Here is a 20,023-nt window from a genome sequence, read left to right on the forward strand (position 1 = left end):
GCTTCCCCTCCAGATTAGGAACTTGAATAAGCCCCGAATTTTTCGGGGCTTTTTTGTTTTCGAGATATTTGAATGGCATGGATTCGAGCGCGTCGTCCCACGAAGTGTAGGTGCCGTCCGACAGGCCTTTCAGTGGGCGCCGATGATGTCCGGCAGGCGCGGCCGCTAAATTGGAATCGTACGCAGCAGCCACACAAGAACACCACGGGGCGGCTGAGCACACAGACTCGAAACCAGACAAGGAGTTCAGACATGAACAGCGACATTATCGAAGGCAAGTGGGAACAACTCAAGGGCAAGGCCAAGGTCAAGTGGGGCAAGCTCACCGACGACGATCTTGATGTGGTTGAAGGCCGTCGTGACATTCTCGCCGGCAAGATCCAGGAGCGTTACGGCATCTCCCGCGATGAAGCTGAAAAGCAGCTGGACGCGTGGGAAGACACCGGCCGTCACTGATCCACGACCGCTACCAAGACATTCACACATTTCGTCAGGGCGCGTACGCGGGCCCTGACGATGAGGAGAACATCATGCTTCACTATGCTATCGTTTTTTTCATTATTGCCCTGATCGCCGCTCTGTTCGGCTTCGGTGGTATCGCGGCCGGTGCCGCAGGAATCGCCAAGATTCTGTTTGTGGTCTTCCTGGTCATGGCCATCGCCAGCTTTGTGGTCAATGCAATGCGCAGTCGATGAATGTTTCAGGAAAGATGGGGTCTCATCCGGTGAGGCCCCATTTGTCGTCTCGCAGGGACGTTAGAATGGGCTTGGCAACACGAACATAGTCAGGAGCACTCATGCTGCGAGTGGGAATCGTGGACGATCATCAGATCGTTCGCGCAGGTTTCAAGGAAATGCTGGGCGATGCCGTTCAGTTGCGTATCGTCTTCGAGGCAGGCTCGGGCGAAGAGGCGCTCAGTGCACTTCGCGAACAGGAGTGCGACGTGATGCTGCTGGACCTGTCGCTACCGGGTCAAAGTGGCATGGATGTACTACGCATCGTGCGCCAGCGGTTCCCCGATGTGTCGGTGCTGGTGCTCAGCGGATTCCCCGAGGAGCGCTACGCGCTGTCGATGATCCGCAATGGTGCGGGCGGATACATCTGCAAGGATTGCGAGCGCGACGAATTGATCAAGGCGATCCAGACGGTCGCAGCCAAGCGGCGCTATGTATCGGCCAAGACGGCTGAGCTGCTGGCGGAAGAAATGCTCGGTGGTGGGGTGTCCTCACCTCATGAGTCGTTGTCGGAACGGGAGATGCAGGTGTTTCTGCGTCTTGCCAAGGGAGAATCGGTCTCCGATATTGCAGATACGCTGAATCTGAGTGTCAAGACGATCAGCACGTACAGAACGCGCTTGCTGGAAAAACTCGAACTTGCCAGCAATGCGGAACTCGCCGCGTACGCGGTGCGCAATGGACTTCTGATGGAGTAGGTAACGTGAAGGGGGTAGCAGCCGTATGCCAGATTTCGGAGCACAGGGGATGCTGAAGATCCTGCTCGTTGAGGATTCGCCGATCCTTCAGGAAATGTTGGCTGAGATGATCGACGACATCGATGGCGTCGAGCTCTGCGGCAGAGCGACGGGTGAGCAGGAAGCCTTGGCATGCCTGAACGAATCCTCGATTGACCTGGCCATTGTCGACCTCGAACTGAACGAGGGCAGTGGTCTGGGTGTGCTCAAGCATGTGAGCGAATGCGACAATGCATCGTCGCGGCCGCGTGCGGTCGTATTTTCCAGTTATGCCCATTCGGTCGTGCGTGCGCGCTGCGAAGCGCTCGGCGCGGAAGCCTTCTTCGACAAGGCTCAGGGCATGGATGAGTTGATCGACTTTGTTGAACAGGCAGCCGCCGAAGCGGCCTGAGTATCGCCCACAATCGCCACGCCGGTCAGTCCTTCGGGATGACCGCGCTGATCGTCGTGCCCTGTCCAGGCGCTGAGCGCAGCGTCACCTCACCCCCATAGGTTTTCACCCGATGACGCATGCCGGCCAGTCCGTGACGCGTTGTCGAGACCTGCTTCGGATCGAAGCCGTCTCCATTATCCGCCACGGTCAGTCGCGCCGCGTTTTCCAGATTCTTGAGCGTCAGGTGCACCTGCGTTGCCTGAGCATACTTGCGGATGTTGGTGATCGCCTCCTGCGCAATCCTGAATACGGCCAGGCTGCGCTCCTGATCGAGATCGATACGCTCGGGCACGTCAATCTCGACCTTGATGCCGGTGCTGCGATGCAGATCTTCCCCGAGTGCACGAATGGCTTCGATCAAGCCCATTTCCGCCAGCAGAGGCGGGCGCAAGTCGTCGATGATGCGTCGTTTCAGGGCAATGCCCTCGGTCAGCATCTTCTGCAGGCGATCGAGTCGTGACTGGAAGTTGGCGCGCACGTCTTCGGGCAATTTGCGGGTAATCCAGCTCGCATCCATTTTGGCTGCGGTGAGCAGTGCGCCCATCTCGTCATGCAGTTCGCGCGCCAGGCGCGATTTTTCCTCTTCGCGGGCGTTGGTGATCATGCGGGCCAGCTCGCGCAACTCGGCAGTTCGCCGTTTCACCTGTTCTTCGAGTCGCTCGTTTTCGCTCGCCAGCAATCGGGAAATGCGCTCGCGCAGGGCGAACTGGCGCTGGAGGATGCCGACCAGTGCCAGCAGCAGCACCAGGGTGCCAGCGGCCAGGGCGATGCTCACGTACTGAGCCAGCTGGAAGCGGCTCATGGAGCGGTCGAGAATGTCGTGGCCTTCCGTGGCGACCTGATGGCGAAGCTTGGCGGTCAGTATGCGGATACTGTCCATGGCCTCCTTGCCCGCTTCGGCAGACTCTCTTGCCGTTGCTCTGTCTGCATCCTCGGCAGCCACGGCCTGGGCCATCAGCCGCTGATGTTGGTTCACGTCGGCGATCAGCGTGGCCACATCGACGACGCTGGCCGATTCGAAGGTGACGCGCAGGTCGGCAATGGTCTCGTCGAGCTGTTCGCGGGTGTTGTTGTAGGGCTCCAGGAAAACCCGGTCGCCGGTCAGCAGGTAGCCGCGTACGCCGGTCTCGGCATTGACCAGCTGCAGTTGCAAGCGGTCGATGACGTCGAGTTGATGGGCCTGGGCTCGCAGGTTCTCAAGCGCTTTCACCCCCAGCGACGTCTGAAGATAGTTGGTGACCAGCAAGGTCAAGGCGATGGCACAGCCAAGGGCCAGGAGAATGTGTGGCCATTTGCGCGACGAGCGGCTGCCATGCGCCTTGTTGCGCTGATAGACGTCGCTCAGGTGCGTGTTGTTGTTCGAAGTCATGGTGTCCCGAATGACGTAAACATGCAGGAATCGTCTTACGTCCCTTTGAGCCAGTTCCGACACGGGTCGCGCACGACGGTTCCTAATATTGAAACCGTAGAGAGCATAACCGAGTGAGCCACAGCACGCTCATCCGGCACTCAAGGATTCGATGACAAGGAGTACGACATGAAGATCTGGATTGCCACCGCACTGACCGCCCTGTTTGCCATGACCGGGTGCAACACCATCCAAGGCGCCGGCGAAGACATCGAGGCTGGCGGCGAGAAGGTGCAGGAAACCGCGAAAGACGTGAAGAAAGACATGTAAGTGGCCGGGCCGCTTTTTAGAGTGGCCAAGTGCCCCCAACCGAACAAGGAGATCAGCATGAACATGCCGGGAGAACTGCCCCGCGAATATCACTGTGAAAAGCGTGACCCGTCTAAATTCCTGTCCGATGTGCAGACGCTGCGCAAGCGTGCCCGCGAACAGATCATGGAAGGTGCCGTGACCCACGATTACGGTATCGACCCTGCTCAAGCCATCTCTGTCCTCAACGCCGCGCTGGCGACGGAACTGGTGTGCGTGATGCGGTATCGCCAGCACTACTACGTGGCCAAGGGGATTCATGCCGAGCCGGTGGCCAATGAATTCCTGACCCACTCGAACGAAGAACTGGGTCATGTGGACCAGCTCGCCAAACGCATCGTCCAGTTGGGCGGTACGCCGGATATGGACCCCGCGAATCTGACGGCGCGTGCGCACGCGGAGTATGTCGAAGCGCCTTCGCTGATTGAAATGATCCGCGAGAACCTGGTTGCTGAGCGCATCGCGGTCGAAAGCTATCGCGAAATGATCAGTTTCTTTGGTGACAAGGACCCGACGACCCGGACCATGCTCGAGGGCATCCTCGCCATGGAAGAAGAGCACGCTGACGAGTTGGCAGATCTGCTCGAAGACGACTGAAACACCTATCACCGATTGTCTCCCCCGACCAGGTGTTATTGCCCCGGCTTGCCGGGGCTTTTTTTTGCCTGAATCAGGTGTCGGTGGTCAGGCGATCAAGGTCGGGCAGGTGGCGGTTCCCGAGCAGAAGTATCGGCATGCCATCTGTGTATCGCTTTGGTGCTCGGGGGGCTGAAGTCGTTGCCATGGCTTTGGGTGCCTTGCTGCAACGCGTTGTAACAAGCGTGGCTCAACTTGCCTGATTTTTCTCCGTATATAAGCAAAGTACCAACTTCTAACCGAATGAAATAAGGCGCGTTCATGTTCTCAGGGCTCAAGCTCACTCGAAAACTCCTTCTCCTGGCCTGCATCGGTCTGCTTGCTCTGGCCCTGGTGGCATTCGGGGCCATGCGCACGCTTGACGACGCGCTTACCAGCGAACGCCGTGCCGGGATCGAGCGATTGACCGAATCCGTGTTTGCCATCGTGGGTCACTACCAGCAGCTGGCCGCCGATGGGGTCCTTGACACCGCCGAGGCTCAGGCGGCAGCGAAAGCGGCCGTACGGGCAGTGCGCTATGGCGACGACGACTATTTCTGGATTCATGATCGACAGTTGCGCATGGTGATGCATCCAATCAAGCCGGACCTGGAGGGGCAGGCGCTTGATGACCTGGCCGACTCCAATGGCACGTTCATCTTCCGGGAGATGAACAAGGTGGTGGCAGGGCAGGGCGCCGGCTTCGTCGATTACACCTGGCCCAAGCCGGGTGAGGCCAACCCACAGCCGAAAATCTCCTATGTGATGAGCTTCGAGCCCTGGGGCTGGGTCGTGGGCACGGGCGTATACGTCAGCGACCTCCACGCGTCATTCTGGGCAGCAGCCTCGCAGGCGATTGCCATGGTGGTGGCCGGATTCGTGGTGGTGCTTCTCGGGTCCTGGTGGGTGGGGCGCAGCATTCTGGCCTCCCTGGGCGCCGAGCCTTCAGTTCTGGCGCATATGGTCGAACGCATCGCTGGCGGTGATCTGAGCGATGATGCTGCGTCGGCCACCAGCAAGCCCGGCAGTGTGGTCGCGTCCATCGCCCGCATGCAGCATGACCTTCGCGGCATGATTTCGGCCGTCCGCGCACAGGCGCTGCAGATCACCACGTCTGCCGCGACCCTGTCCCGGGCGTCGAGTACGGTCCGTGAAGCGGCCAGTGGCCAGTCAGAGGCGGCGGCGGCGACGGCATCGGCGGTCGAGGAAATCGCGGCCAGTGCCGCGTGCGTGGCGACCAATACCGAGGCCTCGCGTGACAATTCAGCGCGTACCGCGGAGGCCGCCAAGGAAGGAGAGCGCCAGTCCAGCGTGGCTTCGGAGAGCATAGCCAATGTGGCGGATACGGTGGGCCACGCGGCCGCGCAGATTCAGATTCTCAAGCAGCGGTCGAGCGAAATCGGCTCCATTGCCCAGGTGATTCGGGAGATTGCCGACCAGACCAATCTGCTGGCCCTCAATGCGGCCATCGAGGCGGCACGGGCCGGGGAGCAGGGGCGCGGCTTTGCTGTCGTGGCCGACGAGGTGCGGTCGCTGGCCGAACGCACCGGCGAGGCGACGGCCAAGATTTCGCATGTGATCGAAGCCGTTCAGCAGGAAACCAACTCGGCTGTCGAGCAGATCGAGGCCATCACACCCAAGGTCCGGGCCGGCAGCGAACTGGCTGAACAGGCGGCCCAGTCGTTGCGGGCCATTCAGCGCAGTGCGCATGAAACCCAGAGCCGGGTCAGCGACGTGGCCAGTTCGATGCGTGAGTTGTCACTCGGGGCCGAGGAGATCACGCGCAACATGAGTTCGATCACGCGGATGTCTGAACAGAGCGAGGCGGCCATCGACCAGAATACGGCCGTCACCCGCGATCTGGAGAGTACGGCAAGTGAGCTGACCCGACTGATCGATCGTTTCCGGATCTGAGGCATTCCCTCTTCAGCACGAAAAAGCCACCCTGCGGGGTGGCTTTTGCTTGGGTGCAAGCGATCAGAGGCCGCGTTCGCGAGCGCTGCGTTCGCGTTCGACGTTGAGGATGTACTTGTGAATCACCGAGGCGACCTTGTCGGTGAGGTCCACGAACTCGCAGCCGGCGCGCAGCATGCTGATGCCGTTGCGGTTGGTCACGCGGAAGACGTTGCAGATGCGGAGCCGTGCGGTCACGACGCCGGCGTCGGGCAGCTGGATCTGGCAGTCGACGAACTCGGTGTCGGGTTTGAATTCCACCCCTTCCGGCGGCACGACGATGGCCACGCCACCCCCGGAGATGTCGAGCACGCGGGCTTCGAAGGTGTTCACCCGTCCGTTCTCGCCGGGCACCGGAATCTGGCACGTGAGTGAGTGCGACACCGGCGCGGTCAGCCGGAAGTATTCACGCCGTTGCAGACGCAGCAGACGGTCCGGCAGGTTGGCTTCGAGTGCCGGTCGGCCTTCGTGGGTCGTGACGTCCACGCCGTCGAGCGGAAACTGGATCTTGACGCTGTCCACCTGCGTGATGCAGATCAGCTCTTCGGCCAGTTCGGCCTTCTTCAGCTGGACGTCGTTGGGCGGTGCGTCGAGGATGACGTCGTTGCCGCGCACATCCAGAATGGTGGTCATCAGGAAGTCGCGCGAGCCATCGAGGTAGGCGGTCACATTGGCGCGCTTGCGAATGAGGTTGCGCAGAACACCTTCAATCTCGGTCGCGTCCCGCATCAGGTAGCGGGCAAAATCGTCCGACTGCAGCAACTCGAATTTGAGTGACGGGTTGTCTTTCTGGGTCATGCCGTTGGCGTTGGGTAGTTCAGTGGGGTGAGCTTAACGCATCCATCGCGTGGTCGCAGTGACAAGTGCGTCACTTTTCATCGAGTGTGCCGCGCTCCGTCTTGTACAGCCAGGCGAGCAGTTCGGCCACGGCAATGTAGAGCTGTGGCGGGATGCGTTCGTCCAGGTCCACCTGCATGAGCAGCGCCACCATTTCCGGCGATTCGTGAACATAGACACCGGCCTCCCGGGCGCGGGCAATGATTTCCTTGGCAATCAGTCCCTTGCCCTTGGCGACCACGCGCGGCGCTGCATCGCCGGCCGAATAGGCCAGTGCAACGGCTTCGGCGCGCGGATCGTCCGCGGTGTCAGGTGTCGCTTCGGCCATCACGCAGGCTCACATGCAGGTTCTTGAGCGGCACGTTGGCCGCCTCCAGGGCGCTGGCCAGCTCGCCGCGCGCCTGATTCAGAGCGCGCACCGATGCCGATTCATCGGCCGTCATGCGCACGCGAATGCCCGTCCGGTCGAGTTCGAGCCGGGCTTCGACGCCGCCTAGGGCCGGCAGTGTCAGGCGCAGGGTGGTTCTCCAGGCCGCGTTGTCTTCCGGGTCGTCACGGCCGTCGTCAGGATCTTCGATCTCGATTTCCACGTCCTGGCCCGGCCACGCCTGACCCTGCCAGACGTAGTGATGGGTGGCCAGCGCGTCGAGTTGCTGGTGCATCACCGGGAGCAGCCGCTCGGCCGCGCTCGACCGCGCCGCGGATGCGCCTGCGGCCGCCTGCGCCTGAGCGGATTTGTCCGCGCCGCCTGCCGCCTGTGCGGCTTCCTCGGCCATCTGTGCCGCGATCCATTCGATGGCGCCACGACTAGCGGGGGCGCCCACCGGGTTCGGGGCCTGCGCGATGCCGGTGGCTGTGCCGGCTTTGGTCGAGGCGGCATCGCCTTGTGGCGCAACCGCCGATTGACCGGGGAGCGGTGATTGCTGCTGCGCGGCGGGGGGCAGGGGCCCCTGGCCTTGCAACAACGGTGATTGCTGCCCCTGCGGCTGCCTCAACAAACTGGCCAGGTCGGTTTTTCCCGACAGCCATCGTGCTTGTTGTGCCTCGTAGAACAGCCCGCTTTCATCGATGGCCTGTTTGATCGAACTGGCCAGCGCACGTGCTTGTGGCGGGGTGTTCTGATTGACGTTGGCCAGGGGTTGCCCGCCCGCCAACGCGGCAGGCTTGGGGGCGGGTTGGCCCGTGAGCAGAAAGCTGATGAGCTGACCGGTGTGGCTCAGGGCGGGGCGGGCGCCCCCCTGGGCCGCCGATTGGGCGGCTGCGCCTGCGGTGTCCGCCGTATGGGCGAGCACGGCGCGGGGCGTCTGGCGCGCGACCACGAGTTCGAGCGTGTCGCCGGGGCGTGCATTCTGCGGGAGCGCGAGTTTGATGGTCTTGCCATCGACGAGGCCTTCGAACGTCCCGTCCGGCAAGGCCTTCTGGATCTGGGCGGTCAGGCGGTCGCCGGGCCGGTAATCGGGCAAATCGGCCGGAATCGGCCGCACGCCCTTGAGCTCGGCCAGCGGAGGATCGGTATCGAAGAAACTGGCTTCGGTCAGTAGTCTGAGCCGTGCCGCAAGATCGCCTGGAATCATGCTGTTCGTTCGGTCATTGGGTCGGGAGCGGGCTTGCGCCCGGCTCGGGAATGGCGCTCGGCGATGGCCGGTTGAGAGACGTCTCCCGACTCAGCGATAGCTTTGCGCCACTTTGCGATGCATGCGCGTGGTGGACGCTTCGCCGATGAGCTCGTCCTGCATCGCCTTGATCTTCGGGGCGAATCGTTTGATTGTGTCGATGGATCGACGAATGGTCTGTACCAGCTGCTCGTGCTCGGGGATGTCGGCGAGGTGAACGTCATGGGCGCGGATTCTCGCCATGATTTCGTCGTGTCGTGCCTGGCATTGTGCCAGTTGGTCGGCATCGCTGAGTTCGGCGGATTTCGCCATGTCGTCGAGCACCTGGGCCAGTGCCTCGTAGTCCCTCCGGATCGATGCCGTATTCATGATCATGCCTTCCGGGCGGCTGCCGGATCGGTGCCCACGTCCTTCCAGGCGTCGGCCAGCTGTTCGAGCAAACCGTAGGATTCGTCGAGCAGTGCTGCGTCATTGTTGAGGTTGGCCTTGAGGAGTTGCATGACCACATACTCGTAGAGCTCGTCCAGGTTATTGGCCAGTTCGCCGCCTTCCTTCAGGTTCAGCGCGGCTCTGAGACCACTGCCGACGATATCGATGGCCTTGTTGATCGACTGGGCCTTTTCGATGGTCTTGTTTTCCATCATGTGGGCCTTGGCGAGTTTGATGGCCAGGAGCGCACCGTCGAACAGCATGGTGATGAGGCCATGAGGCGTCGCTTCCATCGCCTGCACCTCAATGCCTGCAGAGTGGTAGGCCGCAGTCGGGTTGTTGGTGTTCATGAGCATGTCGGTGATTCCCCGTCAGTGGTTCAGTCGGTGCGTCTGTGGTCAGGACGAACTCGAGCCAGGCAGGCTGGACAGTTGTTGTGAGAGGTAGGTGCTGGTCGTGGTCAGGCTCGCCATCAAGGTGTCGAGCGCGGTGAATTGGGCGCGCAGGCGGGCTTCGGTCAGATCGAGCTGTCGCTGGATCCGGTCGCGCTGGCCTTCGATGCCGGACATGGACGATTCGATGCCGGTCACGCGGCTGTCGAGCAGTCCGTCGGTGTCGGTAAAGGCGCTGGCCATGTCGTCGAAGGCCGTGCCATAGGCGCCGAGTGCGCCGACCACGCCGTTGAAGTCGGAAGCGACCGCGTCTTCAAGCTTGCTTTTGTTCAGGGTCAGCGTGCCATCCTGCGTCAGCTCGATGCCCATCGAATAAAGGTATTCGAAGGCGCTTCCCGAGAGGCTGGACGGCGGCTGTCCGATGGCATCGCGCATGCGCCCGAGCAGGGTGCGCATGGTCGAATCACCATTGAGGGGCTCGCCTTCCTTCGTCTCCGAGTTGTAGGCCGTTTTCGACCCGATTTCCGTCTTGAGGGCGTTGTAGGCGTCGACAAAGGCTTGGGCCGAATCGGCGATGCCCGAGGTGTCGCGGGCGACATCCAGTGTGCTCGTGCCCAGGGCCTTGGCCGAAATGGTCACGTTCGGAATCGCCGAGGTGATCTGGTTGCTTTGCGAGGTGACGGTCTCGCCTTCGACCTGGATGATCGAATTGGCCGCCGCGACCGCATTCGGGTTGGCGCCATCGAAGGTGCCCAGGCTGGTGAGGTTCGCGTCGCCACTGGTGACCGACAGGGTGAAGGCATTGTCGGTGCCGGTCTCGCGCGAGGTGAGCACCAGGCGGCTGCCCGAATCGCCGTTGACGATCGTTGCGCGCACGCCGATGTCGGCGTCGTTGATGTCGTTGGCAATATCCTGCAGCGAGTTGCCGGTGCTGGAAATGGTGACATCCTGGGTGGTGCCGTTGATGTTGAAACTCAAGGTGCCGGAGCCGAAGGTGTCGGTGCTGCCATACAGCGAGGAGAACGACTTCTGCGCGGCGGCCAGCTGCTGCACGTTGACGCTGTAGCTGCCTTCGCGCGCAAAGGTGCCCGCCGTGGCAGACATGACGTCAGCGTCGCCGGCCGTGGCCTGATAGGCGGCCAGTGCGTTCGGATCGCCCAGCGTCTTGGCGGAAGACTGCAGATCGGCCAGCCGGCTGCGGATGGTTCCCAGGGCCGAGATCTGCGCCGAGAAGGCGCTTTCCTTGGCATTGAGCAGCGTCAGCGGACGTCGCTCAAGCGCCATCAGCTGTGTGACAAGGCTGTTGGAATCGATGCCTGAGCCGATTCCCAGCGAAGAAATGGTTCCGGTGGCCATGACGACCTCCTTAAGCCTTTTGCTCTAACAGCAGACCGGCCCGGATGGATTCGATCTGCTCGCTCAGTGCATCGGCGATTTTCAGAAACTCTTCCGATGGAATCTGACGGATGACTTCATCGGACTTGCTATCGATGATGCGCACCACAACCGCATCGTTGCCGTCGTGCAGCGAGAACGCGATGTCTCGTGCCTGCGAGGGCAGCGCGCTTTGCGCACGGTCGAGGGCCTCTTTCAGCTTCTCGGGGTCGAACCCCTGTTTGTTGGACTCTTCGGCGGCGGCTGCGTTCGCTTCAGCTTCGGCGGCGCGTGCTTCTGCGCGTGCTTCCCGGGCGGCCACATCGGGCGAGATCTCCGACGGCGCCATCGCAGCGTCGCGCTGCCGCACGGTGGCGGCCCCCGATGCCTGCGCCGCAGAACTCACGATCTGCGGGCTGGTGATGGAAGTCGATTGGATAGCCATCTCTTACTCCTGTCCCAACGCTCCGGGGGGCAATTTCGCCGCCCCGGGTCGAATGTGCCGGCAGCACTTGCCGGTGATGCCGCCGCACGGCCTTAGCCGAGCAGCGACAGTACGTTTTGCGGCACGGCGTTCGCCTGAGCCACCATTGCAGTTCCCGATTGCTGCAGGATCTGGGAGCGGGTCAGGTTGGCCGTTTCCGCGGCAAAATCGGCATCCATGATTCGGCTGCGGGCGGCGTACTGGTTTTCGCGTGCCGTCTCGAGCTGCTGGATGGTGAAAGTCAGACGTCCCATCACACCGCCGATGGTGGCGCGGTTCGATGCGATCGTGTTCAGCGCGGTATCGATGGCCGTGATGGCCGTGGCTGCGCCGGCAGAGGTCGCAATGGAACCGCCGGGGGCCGCCGTGCTGGCAAAGGTTGCGTTGATCGAGTCGCCTGCGGCGGCGCCGACCTGGAAGCTGAAGGTGCTGAACACCGAGGTGTTGTTCAGCTTGGCCGCGCCTTGCAGACGGGTCAGTTCGGCATCGAGCTGGGCGTATTCCGAGTTCAGATAGCCGCGCTCGGTATCCGAGATCGTGCCGTTCAATGACTGGACAGCCAGTTCGCGCATGCGCTGAAGCATGTCGGCGGAAGTGCCCAGGGCGCCATCGGCGGTCTGGGCGAAGGAAATGCCATCAGAGGCGTTGCGCATGGCGACGGTGAGGCCACGGGCATCGGCTTCCATTCGCTGAGCAACCGCGAGACCGGCTGCATCGTCCCGGGCGCTATTGACGCGCAAACCGGAGGACAGGCGTTGCAGTGAGGTGGCCAGGCCGTCCTGACTGCGGTTGAGGTTACGCTGGGCGTTCAGTGAATAGATGTTGGTGTTGATGATCTGAGGCATGACGATCTCCTGTGGTCGGGCTTTTCGACAGGCCGGCGTGACTGCATTTTCGTGTCACGCCGGCCTGCTGGTTTCAGTTCGCCCGATCCACTGCGAGGGAGACCCTTACAGCAAGGACAGGACGTTTTGCGGCACGCTGTTGGCTTGCGCCACCATGGCTGTACCCGACTGCTGCAAGATCTGTGCCCGTGTGAGGTTTGCCGTTTCCGCGGCGAAATCCGCATCCATGATTCGGCTACGTGCAGCGTACTGATTCTCGCGTGCCGTCTCGAGCTGCTGGATGGAGAACCCGAGGCGACCCATCACACCACCGATGGTGGCGCGGTTGGAGGCCACGCTGTTCAGTGCGGTGTCGATGGCAGAAATTGCCGTGCCGGCAGCCGTCGAAGTGCTGATGTTGCCGGTCGGTGCCGCCACACTGGTGAAGGTCGCGGAGATGGTGTCGCCGGAGGCGGCACCCACCTGGAAGCTGAAGGAACTGAACACGGACTGGTTGTTCAGTTTTGCCGCGCCCTGCAAGCGGGTCATTTCGCTCTGAAGCTCGGTGAATTCCGAGTTCAGGTAGCCGCGCTCGGTGTCCGAGATCGTGCCGTTCAATGACTGGACTGCCAGTTCGCGCATCCGCTGGAGCATGTCTGCGGAGGTCGACAGAGCGCCGTCAGCGGTCTGTGCGAAAGAAATGCCGTCGGAGGCGTTGCGCATCGCAACCGTCAGACCGCGGGCGTCAGCTTCCATGCGCTGGGCAACTGCCAGGCCGGCTGCGTCGTCACGGGCGCTGTTGACGCGCAGGCCGGAGGACAGACGCTGCAGCGACGTGGCGAGCGTGTCGGAGTTCCGGTTGAGGCTGCGCTGTGCATTCAGCGAATAGACGTTTGTGTTGATGACTTGTGCCATGATTCTTCTCCTGATTAGGACTGCAAGAGCACTTGATGACGGTGTGTTCCGTGGCTCTTGCCCCTACCTACGGCGGCAAGTTGTGAAACTGAAGGCAATTTTTGCCGGCAAGAAAGTCCGTAAAACCCTGTGCCATAAAGGGAAGTGGCTCCACTGCCCCGAGGCGTGATGGCACCTTTTCAGCACTGTGAGTGCCCCGGCTGCCGCAAGGGGCGACGGTGCCCGAAAGCAAGCGACCGCCCCGGTGGGCGGTCGCAATTTCAAGACGTGGCGCGGGTTTCAGGGCAGGTGGTGCGAGAGCCAGTCATCAACATGCTCTTCGAGTATGTAGTCGGAGATGACCCACTCGCGCAATGCATCTCCAGCACGCTGTGCTGCGTCCGGATCGCTCACATGGGCGCGTATGGCGTCCACCCAGGCCGCGGTGTCGTCCGTGACGCGCGTCACGGGTGCACTGCGATATGGCGTGACATCGGAGCACACCACGGGCCATCCCAGAATGCCGTAGTCGAGAAGCCGGAGATTGCTCTTGGCGTCGTTGAAGGGGTTGGCCTCAAGGGGGGCGACCGCCAGATCCAGATTCAGGCTGGCGAGTTTTTCCGGGTAGGCATCGTAGGGCACCCAGCCGTGATGCTCCTTGATATACGGGCGCAGGGACGGGGGGCACATGCCGAAGAACACCCAGTCCACTTCCTGGCTGGTCTGGCGAACCGCGTCCTCGATGATCGCCAGGTCGCCAGCGTGCTGGAACGCGCCGGCCCAGCCGACCCTCGGCTTGGGCCCCGTCTGGCGTTGCGAGCTCAGATGACCCCAGCGCGACCATTCGACCCGGTTCGGTACCACCCGGATGTCGTCGATCATGTGGCGCGCAAATTCGGCCAGCGGCTCGGTGGACACGACCAGCCGATCACACATGGACAGACATTGACGGACGAAGCTGCGGGTTTCGCGGGACCAGAACTCGAACATGTCGCTTTCGCGCGGGACGGCCGTGCACAGGTCGTCGAGCAGCCCGATGATGGGCAGGTCGGGCAGGTGGGTCCGTATCTGGCGCAGCGACGGGACCTGCTGTTTGGTGGTCGGATTGTGAATCAGCAAGCTGTCGATGCGGCCGGCCCGCGCCAGTTCGATGACACTCAAGGTGCGACGCTGATCGTGGGAAGGCGGCTCGATGATGGCCGCCTGCGCCTTGCCCTGCTGGCGCGCTGCCCGCAAAGGCGCCACCGCGCGAAACTCCCCGGCACCCTGGACGACGTCGGCCACGACATGGGCCACATCCGTGGGGACGGCATGCCAGGGCGGGACGAAGCTGGCGTCGGGGGTGATGATTCTTCCGTCAAGACGCAGATTGAGGTTCCACGCAGAATCGCGCGCGAGCGCGGGGAGGTAGGTGTCGAGCAGATCCGTGCGCTCGCGGGCAAGCCCGAGTGTGCGCTCGCTGCGCTGATTGAAGTACTCGCGCTCGTCGGTGGTGTCGATGGCCGGCAGACCGACGTCGTAATGGGCAATCGTGGTATTGGGCGTCCACACCAGGCGACCGTTGCGCCCGAGTCTGGCGCTCAGATCGACGGTGGCGTCGCGCAGCCCGTAGTGCTCGTCAAACCCGCCCGTGGCGTCGAAACGCGCCTTTGAGGTGAGCAGGCAGGCGCTGTCCAGCACATTGAAGTTCTGCACCAGCTGCAGTCGGCCAAGATAACCCGGATAGTTGAGCGACACCGCGTCCGATTCGGGCGATGCGATGCCCGGTTCGAGGCCGAAGATGCTGCCGGCCATGGTGAGTTCGTCCTTGCCGGGCTTTGCCTGGCGGGGTGCGACCGCCGCCACGTCCGGGCGTTGAGCCACGGCCATGAGGGTGTCGAGCCAGTGCGTCGAGATGATCTGGGTGTCGTGCTGCAGGAAGACCAGGTACGGCGCATCGGCCTGCGCCGCGCCGGCGTTGAACAGGCGCGACAGATTCCACGGACCTTCGAGACGCACATGCTTGATCCGTGCCCCGTGGCGGGTGCAAACGTCGGCCAGCCAGCGGGCACAATCCGCGTCCTGGGTGTCCGCATCCACCAGAATCAGGCGGAAATCCGGCCAGTGGGTCCGTTCGAACAGGCTGTCGACCAGCGGCTCCATGAATTCGAGCCGGTCGCGGTAGGGAATGATGATGTCGACCGCCGGGCGCTGCGCGTGCTGGTAGTCCACACACCATGAGCCATGCAGGGGCCCCGGGCGGATCGCGTGGGGCAGTCCGTTGCGCTCCAGGTGGGCGCCCAGCACCTGCGCGCCCTGATCGTCGGCAATCAGCACGCAGGGGGACACCGGGAGACTGAGCAGGGGGTCGGCGACATGCCCGATGGCGTCGGCTCCGGCGGCGTCCACTGCGCGCAGGGTGAGGTCGTAGAACCGCGCACCGCTCAGCGCGCTGAAGCCGCCCATGGATGCCCAGATCGACGTCCGTATCCAGAGGGGACCGATGTAGTCACTGCTGCGCAGCAGGTCGAGGTTGAAATCCGGCTTGAATCGCGGTTCGACACGTCGGTCGTCCTCACGCATCACGTCGTCGTCGGTGTACAGCGCAAACCACCCGGGCTGATGTTCGAACGCGTCGGCCACGCGCCACAGGCACAGCGGGTCGAGGACGGTGCCGGGGGGCACGTAGACCACGATCTGGGCCGCTGCGGCATCGACGAGGCTGTCGAAACAGGGTTTGGCGTCGCTGCTCACCATCCAGTCGATATTGGGCAACTCGGCGATGGCCGGATCGGGGCAGGGTGCGCTTGAGACGACCGAAAGGTGCCACAGGCCATAGGGCTGGTTGGCCAGGCTGTCGAGCGTCTTGGCGAGCAGTTCGAATTCGCTCGGGCGTGCCTCGGTCAGCACCTGGATGTGTGGTGTGGACGCCCAGGTGGCGACCCGCGCTTCGATGAACTGCATGTCCGCGTCCATGGGCGCGCGCCGTGCCAGGAGGTCGGCGTAGTCGTCATCGAGCAGGCGAGAGGCCGCGTCGGCGGTGCCTGCTTCGATCACCGCGCGTCGCGCAGCGGCCAAGGCTTCGTCCTTGTCGTCGGCCTCCTGGGGCTGGGCCGGGCTTGCCTTGGCGATGGGGGGCGTCTGTGTGGGTGCTGGCGCCGCGGTGCTTTGCTGCGCCCCTGCCGGCACCGGCACGGGGGGAACGTCCAGCAAGGGGGCGAGTACCGAGGCAAGCGCCCGGCGTACGGTCTCGGGCTCGGCCGTCAGTGGCGCCGGGGCGGCTTGATCCGTCGCCGGTACGAACACCGATCGCCAATGCTGTGCGTAGTCTTCGATGCAGCCGCTCTGTGTCAGGACCGCACTGCGCAGCGCGTTGCCTTCGGCATGACGGCGTGCCGGATCGTCCAGCAGGGTTTCGATTGCGCTGATCCAGGCATCGAGCGTATTGGGCAGGGCCGTGGTCGGCAGGCCAAGATCGCAGGCCGGTTGCTGCGAGGTGAGCAGTGGGCGGCCAAGCCATGCCAGGCGAGTCACCTGGATATCGCTGCCCAGCCGCGCAAAGAGACCGTCGCGAACCGGGTGCAGCGAAATATCCCAGGACTGGCGGGCGAGCCAGCGCGGCAGATCGAGCTCGTCGGGCGGCAGGAGCGATGTCACATGGCCGGACAGCTCGGCCGGGGCCATGCCCAGGCAGACGAAGTCCACCCGACCGGCAAAGTGGGGGACCAGGCGCGTGAGCAGCGTGTCGTCGGTCCACGGCAGTGCCCACCAGGCGAGTCGCGGGCGCGACCCCGGTTCGGCGCTGACGGGCGTGATGGATTCGCTCCACAGGCCCGGATTCAGCCGCGGCGCGTGGACGCAGATGTTGTTCTGCAAGGGTGCGAATGCCTGAGCCAGCCGCTCGTTGGTGACCAGCATGCGGTCGGTGCCGGCGATGAATGCCTGCATGACCGGTGCAAAGAACTGGCCGGGGTCGGTGTCCCTGGCGCCCCCCATGACCATGACCGACAGCAGGTCATCGCCATCCACACAGGTGCTCACATCGGGCAGTGAAGTGATGGCCTGGCGGGCCGTCAGCTCCGCGTCGTTGGTGGGCAACTGCAGCAGGAGGCAGTCGGCGCGCAGGCGTAGTGCGACGTGCGTGTCCAGGGGCGCGGTCCACACGCCACCGTGACCCAGGCCGGTGGCCAACAGCGCACTGAGCGGTTCGATGACATGGGCGCGCAGCGTGTCCTGCCCCCCGTTCGAGACCGCCACGATCTTCGCGCCGCCCAGCTCATCCATCGGGTGAGTGCGCAGCAACGGGTCGTCGGCGGGACGGTACCCATCGGCGCGGACATCGAGATTGGGGTTGTAGGCCGGATCGTTGGCGACCCAGCTGCCCCAGCGCTGATGGAAGGCCAGCTGCTCGCCGCGAAAGCGCTTGGCCTTGGCCGCCAGATTGGCGTCGTTGATTTCGGCCTTCTGACTCACGCTGCTCACATGGATGAGACGCGCGAGCGGTGACCAGACGACACGGTAGCCGGCCTCGCGCACTTTCAGGCAGTAGTCGATGTCGTTGTAGCTGACGGCAAAACGGGTCTCGTCGAGGCCGCCGAGGGACTGATAAAGCGATTTGCGCGTGAGCAGGCAGGCGCCGGTGACGGCGCTCATGTCCTGCTGCACGTGTTTGCGTCCCATGTAGCCGGGGTCATCCGGATCGGTGAGCACGAACGGATGTTCGGCAGGCCCTCTCAGACCGATGATCACGCCGGCATGCTGGACGCGCCCGTCCGGAAAGAGCAGCAGGGGGCCGACCACGCCGACGTCGTCCCGGATCGCATGGCGCATCATGGTCGTGAGCCACATGGGGTCGACGATCTCGGTGTCGTTGTTCAACAGCACCAGATAGTCGCCCCTGGCCTCGGCGGCGGCGTGGTTGTTCATGGCGGAGAAATTGAACGGGCCGCCATGGCGGATCACCCGCAGTGTCGGGTCGCCACGTTCAGCGACCTGGGCCAGATAACGCTGTGCCGCGGGGGTCTGACTGTCGTTGTCCACCACGATGACCTCGAAGGCCGGGTAGCGGGTCTCGGTCAGCAAGGTGTCCAGGCAGCGGGTCAGGAAGTCGAGCTGGTCGCGGGTGGGAATGATGATGGAGACCAGCGGTGTGCTGTCCAGCGGCGGGAGCCAGCCGAACTGCCCCGCCGCAGGGCCGTCGAGCACATAGACGCCCGGCATGCTCGCTTCGGCCAGCGAATGAACCGCCATGCTCAACGCTTCGGCCTGTTCTGCGTTGGCGGGGCGATCAATCGCCGTGCCCGCATCCAGATGCATGAGCACGTCTGGCACATGACCCAAGGCGTCTGCCCCGCGGCGGGCGAGCAGGCTCAGGGCGATTCGGTGGCTCGAGACCAAGTCGAGGGGCGCCAGGCCCTCGGCAAGCAGTTCGTTTCGCAGTAGCACGGCGCGACCGATGAAGGGGGTGCTGCGCAGCAACTCGGCGTTGGGTTCAGGCTTGAATTTCGGATGCCGGGCACAGCCGTCCGGGCCGAGTTCGTCGTGGTCTGCATAGACCAGCCCAATCGCGCCATCGTTGCGCCCGCCGTTCAGCAGACGGACCAGCGCATCGTCTTCGAGCGTGTCACCGGCCACGAGCCCGAGCGTCCAGCCCGGCATGCCGGCCCGGGCACCGAGCCAGGGCGCGAGGGTGTTTGCACTGATCTGCTCGTGGCTGGATTCCACCAGACCGGCGGGGCCATCGATGACGCACACGTGGACGGGCATCAGACTCTGACGCTTGAGGCTGCGCAGGGTGCGTCGCAGCGGGCCGCCGTTGCGTGCATCGACCAGAACGGTGATCTGAGGCGTTTCCCCGGCGCTAGCGCATATGGTGCTCGCCCGGGCGTGGGCGATGCTGGCCTCCACCTCGTGTCCGATGGTGAAGGTGTCGAACGAGCCATTGTGCTCGGCCAGCAGGGCGAGTGCGCCCGGGTGGCGGGGGGCTGACTCAAGCACCCTGCTCAGGGCTGCAAATGCGCTTCCGGGCGTATCCAGCGCGTTGGGAATCGGGGTGTATTCGAGCACGGCGCGCGCGGCGCCCACGATCACTTCGTTGCGGACCTGGGCCATCATCTGCTGAACGATGGGGTGAGCGTGCTCACCGCCGAGGCGCTCGACGATGGTCATCAAGGGTTCGCCGGTCATCCAGCGGATCTGGTGCGCCTTGGCCAGACAACGCATTTTCATCGACCAGCGTTCGCTGTTGAACAGCAGATCGTAGAAGCGCATGTGGTCGACACCGGCGCGGTTCTCGCTTGTCAGGCGCTCCGACTCGGCGTCGCCATGCAGGCGGTAGAAGCCGTGGACATCATTGACGAAGTAGGCGGGGCCTTCGGACAGCAGGCGGTGGTACAGATGCCAGTCGCCCACATACCGGAGGCCTTCGCTGTCGAGCCGGCCGGTGACATCGCATACCTCGCGCCGCCACAGGCAAATCGAGTTGGTGATCCAGTTGTGCGAGAGGAGCACTTCGGACTCGTCGAAGACGCCGCTATCCGTGTGGGGGATGTAGGGCTGGGGCGGCGGCGCGTCGCTCTGGCCTTCAACAAGCCCCTGCCAGCGGGTGTAGGCGAAGACGCATTCGGGGTGACGGTTGAGTGCGCCTGCGGTGGCCTCGAGAAAGCCCGGGCCGAGTGCGTCGTCTGCGGAGAGCATCATCATCAAGGGGTTGTCCAGCAGGTCGTAGGCCTTGAAGAGGCTGCCGGAAAGGCCGATGTTGGTGTCGTTGCGCACGTAGCGGAAGCGCGCATCGCGCGCGACCCACGCCTGCGCGATTTCCCGGGTGTTGTCGGACGAGGCGTTATCGATGATCAGGGCCGTGAAGTCGCCGAAGCGTTGGGCCGCCAGCGAGCCGAGGCACGTTTCAAGGAAGTGGCCGTAGTTGTATGCCGGCACAATCACGCCAACCTGGGCGGGTGAGGAGGCGGGATTCGAGGTCTGGGGCGTCTTGGGTGTCATCGGTCGCTC

The 20,023-nt window shown here is 63.4% G+C and carries 18 protein-coding genes; 7 read left to right on the top strand and 11 right to left on the bottom strand.

Annotated features, from left to right (window positions below; genetic code table 11):
• Nucleotides 1–252: 252 nt before the first annotated feature.
• The 4 genes from J0W34_RS07640 (at nt 253) to J0W34_RS07655 (ending at nt 1,862) form a co-directional block, all read left to right on the top strand.
• Nucleotides 253–456 carry a CsbD family protein gene (locus J0W34_RS07640; RefSeq protein WP_227816924.1) on the top strand — a complete coding sequence of 68 codons (204 nt, stop codon included), beginning with the start codon at nt 253–255 and terminating at the stop codon, nt 454–456.
• A gap of 74 nt (nt 457–530) precedes the next feature.
• Nucleotides 531–695, top strand: a complete 165-nt coding sequence (locus J0W34_RS07645; RefSeq protein ID WP_227816925.1) for a DUF1328 domain-containing protein — start codon at nt 531–533, stop codon at nt 693–695.
• Between the two features lie 101 nt (nt 696–796).
• Nucleotides 797–1,432, top strand: coding sequence for a response regulator (locus J0W34_RS07650; protein ID WP_227816926.1), 636 nt, complete (start codon nt 797–799; stop codon nt 1,430–1,432).
• A gap of 49 nt (nt 1,433–1,481) precedes the next feature.
• A complete protein-coding gene (locus tag J0W34_RS07655) occupies nt 1,482–1,862 on the top strand; it encodes a response regulator (RefSeq protein WP_230971249.1) in 381 nt (126 codons plus the stop codon).
• 25 nt (nt 1,863–1,887) lie between these two features.
• On the opposite strand, the gene J0W34_RS07660 is transcribed toward J0W34_RS07655, so the two are convergent.
• Nucleotides 1,888–3,273 carry a CHASE3 domain-containing protein gene (locus J0W34_RS07660; RefSeq protein WP_230971250.1) on the bottom strand — a complete coding sequence of 462 codons (1,386 nt, stop codon included), beginning with the start codon at nt 3,271–3,273 and terminating at the stop codon, nt 1,888–1,890.
• 168 nt (nt 3,274–3,441) lie between these two features.
• Here J0W34_RS07660 and J0W34_RS07665 point away from each other — a divergent pair, with 168 nt between their 5' ends.
• The 3 genes from J0W34_RS07665 (at nt 3,442) to J0W34_RS07675 (ending at nt 6,150) form a co-directional block, all read left to right on the top strand.
• Nucleotides 3,442–3,582 carry an entericidin A/B family lipoprotein gene (locus tag J0W34_RS07665; protein ID WP_227816929.1) on the top strand — a complete coding sequence of 47 codons (141 nt, stop codon included), beginning with the start codon at nt 3,442–3,444 and terminating at the stop codon, nt 3,580–3,582.
• Nucleotides 3,583–3,639: 57 nt separating this feature from the next.
• Nucleotides 3,640–4,218, top strand: a complete 579-nt coding sequence (locus J0W34_RS07670; protein WP_230971251.1) for a ferritin-like domain-containing protein — start codon at nt 3,640–3,642, stop codon at nt 4,216–4,218.
• 300 nt (nt 4,219–4,518) lie between these two features.
• A complete protein-coding gene (locus J0W34_RS07675) occupies nt 4,519–6,150 on the top strand; it encodes a methyl-accepting chemotaxis protein (protein ID WP_230971252.1) in 1,632 nt (543 codons plus the stop codon).
• A 63-nt stretch (nt 6,151–6,213) separates the two neighbouring features.
• Here J0W34_RS07675 and J0W34_RS07680 read toward each other — a convergent pair whose 3' ends face one another.
• From J0W34_RS07680 to J0W34_RS07725, 10 genes are all read right to left on the bottom strand, one after another.
• Entirely contained in the window at nt 6,214–6,987 is a 774-nt protein-coding gene (locus J0W34_RS07680; RefSeq protein ID WP_227816932.1) for a flagellar brake protein, read from the bottom strand.
• A 70-nt stretch (nt 6,988–7,057) separates the two neighbouring features.
• Nucleotides 7,058–7,354, bottom strand: a complete 297-nt coding sequence (locus J0W34_RS07685; RefSeq protein ID WP_227816933.1) for an EscU/YscU/HrcU family type III secretion system export apparatus switch protein — start codon at nt 7,352–7,354, stop codon at nt 7,058–7,060.
• Nucleotides 7,335–8,600, bottom strand: a complete 1,266-nt coding sequence (gene fliK, locus J0W34_RS07690) for a flagellar hook-length control protein FliK (RefSeq protein ID WP_230971253.1) — start codon at nt 8,598–8,600, stop codon at nt 7,335–7,337. Before fliK ends, J0W34_RS07685 begins: the two co-directional genes overlap by 20 nt.
• Before the next feature lie 90 nt (nt 8,601–8,690).
• Nucleotides 8,691–9,008, bottom strand: a complete 318-nt coding sequence (locus J0W34_RS07695; protein ID WP_230971254.1) for a hypothetical protein — start codon at nt 9,006–9,008, stop codon at nt 8,691–8,693.
• Between the two features lie 2 nt (nt 9,009–9,010).
• Entirely contained in the window at nt 9,011–9,418 is a 408-nt protein-coding gene (gene fliS / locus J0W34_RS07700; RefSeq protein ID WP_227816936.1) for a flagellar export chaperone FliS, read from the bottom strand.
• 48 nt (nt 9,419–9,466) lie between these two features.
• Nucleotides 9,467–10,816: a flagellar filament capping protein FliD gene (fliD, locus tag J0W34_RS07705; RefSeq protein ID WP_230971255.1), complete on the bottom strand. Its 1,350-nt coding sequence runs from the start codon at nt 10,814–10,816 to the stop codon at nt 9,467–9,469.
• A 10-nt stretch (nt 10,817–10,826) separates the two neighbouring features.
• Nucleotides 10,827–11,279 carry a flagellar protein FlaG gene (locus tag J0W34_RS07710; RefSeq protein WP_227816938.1) on the bottom strand — a complete coding sequence of 151 codons (453 nt, stop codon included), beginning with the start codon at nt 11,277–11,279 and terminating at the stop codon, nt 10,827–10,829.
• Between the two features lie 92 nt (nt 11,280–11,371).
• Nucleotides 11,372–12,163, bottom strand: a complete 792-nt coding sequence (locus J0W34_RS07715; RefSeq protein ID WP_227816939.1) for a flagellin N-terminal helical domain-containing protein — start codon at nt 12,161–12,163, stop codon at nt 11,372–11,374.
• Between the two features lie 105 nt (nt 12,164–12,268).
• Entirely contained in the window at nt 12,269–13,057 is a 789-nt protein-coding gene (locus J0W34_RS07720) for a flagellin N-terminal helical domain-containing protein (RefSeq protein ID WP_227816940.1), read from the bottom strand.
• A 279-nt stretch (nt 13,058–13,336) separates the two neighbouring features.
• Entirely contained in the window at nt 13,337–20,014 is a 6,678-nt protein-coding gene (locus J0W34_RS07725) for a glycosyltransferase (RefSeq protein WP_230971256.1), read from the bottom strand.
• Between the last annotated feature and the right edge of the window lie 9 nt (nt 20,015–20,023).

This window comes from Nitrogeniibacter aestuarii (assembly GCF_017309585.1).
In the GTDB taxonomy this organism is placed as follows: domain Bacteria; phylum Pseudomonadota; class Gammaproteobacteria; order Burkholderiales; family Rhodocyclaceae; genus Nitrogeniibacter; species Nitrogeniibacter aestuarii.

Coding starts and splice junctions, on each gene's coding strand:
- J0W34_RS07670 (WP_230971251.1), top strand. CDS start 3,640: ATGAACATGCCGGGAGAACTGCCCCGCGAATATCACTGTGAAAAGCGT.
- J0W34_RS07680 (WP_227816932.1), bottom strand. CDS start 6,987: ATGACCCAGAAAGACAACCCGTCACTCAAATTCGAGTTGCTGCAGTCG.
- J0W34_RS07710 (WP_227816938.1), bottom strand. CDS start 11,279: ATGGCTATCCAATCGACTTCCATCACCAGCCCGCAGATCGTGAGTTCT.
- J0W34_RS07650 (WP_227816926.1), top strand. CDS start 797: ATGCTGCGAGTGGGAATCGTGGACGATCATCAGATCGTTCGCGCAGGT.
- J0W34_RS07655 (WP_230971249.1), top strand. CDS start 1,482: ATGCTGAAGATCCTGCTCGTTGAGGATTCGCCGATCCTTCAGGAAATG.
- J0W34_RS07715 (WP_227816939.1), bottom strand. CDS start 12,163: ATGCCTCAGATCATCAACACCAACATCTATTCACTGAACGCCCAGCGT.
- J0W34_RS07695 (WP_230971254.1), bottom strand. CDS start 9,008: ATGAATACGGCATCGATCCGGAGGGACTACGAGGCACTGGCCCAGGTG.
- fliK (WP_230971253.1), bottom strand. CDS start 8,600: ATGATTCCAGGCGATCTTGCGGCACGGCTCAGACTACTGACCGAAGCC.
- J0W34_RS07660 (WP_230971250.1), bottom strand. CDS start 3,273: ATGACTTCGAACAACAACACGCACCTGAGCGACGTCTATCAGCGCAAC.
- fliS (WP_227816936.1), bottom strand. CDS start 9,418: ATGAACACCAACAACCCGACTGCGGCCTACCACTCTGCAGGCATTGAG.
- J0W34_RS07720 (WP_227816940.1), bottom strand. CDS start 13,057: ATGGCACAAGTCATCAACACAAACGTCTATTCGCTGAATGCACAGCGC.
- J0W34_RS07725 (WP_230971256.1), bottom strand. CDS start 20,014: ATGACACCCAAGACGCCCCAGACCTCGAATCCCGCCTCCTCACCCGCC.
- fliD (WP_230971255.1), bottom strand. CDS start 10,816: ATGGCCACCGGAACCATTTCTTCGCTGGGAATCGGCTCAGGCATCGAT.
- J0W34_RS07675 (WP_230971252.1), top strand. CDS start 4,519: ATGTTCTCAGGGCTCAAGCTCACTCGAAAACTCCTTCTCCTGGCCTGC.
- J0W34_RS07665 (WP_227816929.1), top strand. CDS start 3,442: ATGAAGATCTGGATTGCCACCGCACTGACCGCCCTGTTTGCCATGACC.
- J0W34_RS07640 (WP_227816924.1), top strand. CDS start 253: ATGAACAGCGACATTATCGAAGGCAAGTGGGAACAACTCAAGGGCAAG.
- J0W34_RS07685 (WP_227816933.1), bottom strand. CDS start 7,354: ATGGCCGAAGCGACACCTGACACCGCGGACGATCCGCGCGCCGAAGCC.
- J0W34_RS07645 (WP_227816925.1), top strand. CDS start 531: ATGCTTCACTATGCTATCGTTTTTTTCATTATTGCCCTGATCGCCGCT.